At 65.3% G+C, this 984-nt stretch carries 1 protein-coding gene; it reads right to left on the bottom strand.

Features of this window, described 5'->3' with window-relative positions:
• Positions 1–24: 24 nt before the first annotated feature.
• The gene (locus tag L2C96_RS44170; protein WP_237340326.1) at positions 25–918 is read right to left on the bottom strand and encodes an IS982 family transposase; all 894 of its coding nucleotides are present in this window, start codon (positions 916–918) and stop codon (positions 25–27) included.
• Between the last annotated feature and the right edge of the window lie 66 nt (positions 919–984).

Genomic DNA, 984 nt, shown 5'->3' with positions numbered 1-984 from the left:
CTAGATGAGTAATTCCGATCTTGGTTAGTGGTCGTAGGCGATCAGGGATCGGGTTGTGGGTTGGCCGGTGGCGCGGTTGTGCCAGATGGCGGCGGTGAGGGCGAGGAGTCGTTGTGCGATGCGGGCGGTGACGCCTTCGAAGGTGCGGCCGCCGTGTAGTTCGAGGTCGAGTTGGCTTTTGAGGGTGGCGTTGACCGATTCGATGAGTTGCCGGACCGGTTTGAGCAGGTGTTGGGCCGGGTGTGGGGTGCGGTTGCGGTAGGAGGGGCGCAGCAGACGCACCCCATGGTCGGTCAGGTAGGTGTCCAGCTCTCGGGAGACGTAGCCCTTGTCTGCCAGGATCAGCAGCCCGGGCCGCTCGTGGAGCAGGCCGCGGTCCTGATCCAGCACGGCCATTAGCACCTGACGCTCGTCGATCTTGGGATCGGCCAGGGCCCAGGTGACCGGCAGCCCTGCCGGGGTGCAGACCAGGTGCAGGCGCAGGCCCCAGAAGAAACGGGAATGGCTGGCGCAGTAGCCATAACCGGCCCAGCCGGCCAGGTTCGAGCGTTGCACCGTGGGACGAGACCGTGCGCATTCCACGGGAGTGGAGTCCACGATCCACGTCGTGTCCGTCCACAGGTCGGTGTCGGCGGCCAGCACGCGGATCAGCCGTTTCAGCAGCGGGACCGCGGCCCGCAGCCGCTTGTTGTAGCCCGACTGGCCGGGCAGATACGGGAACGCGCCCGGCACGTGGCGAGGCACGAACCGCAACCACCGGGCCTCGGAACGCACCCCCAGCAGCACTTGCGCCACCGCCAGCGTCAGCAGTTCCGCATCCGACAGCCGCGGCGGCCTCCCCACACGAGCGGGCTTACCGAGATAGTCATCGATCTTGACGTACAGTGCGGTCAGAAGGGTGTTCAGGTCGGTCCTCACAAACTGATCTTGAACACCCTTCACCCATCTCCACACACCACCCAGGGTTAGGACTTACTCATCTAG

Origin of the sequence: Amycolatopsis tucumanensis, assembly GCF_021654135.1 — a bacterium.
Lineage (GTDB): Bacteria > Actinomycetota > Actinomycetes > Mycobacteriales > Pseudonocardiaceae > Amycolatopsis_E > Amycolatopsis_E tucumanensis.
Note: the sequence above shows the minus strand (reverse complement) of the source record. Positions and strands in the feature narration are given on the sequence as shown.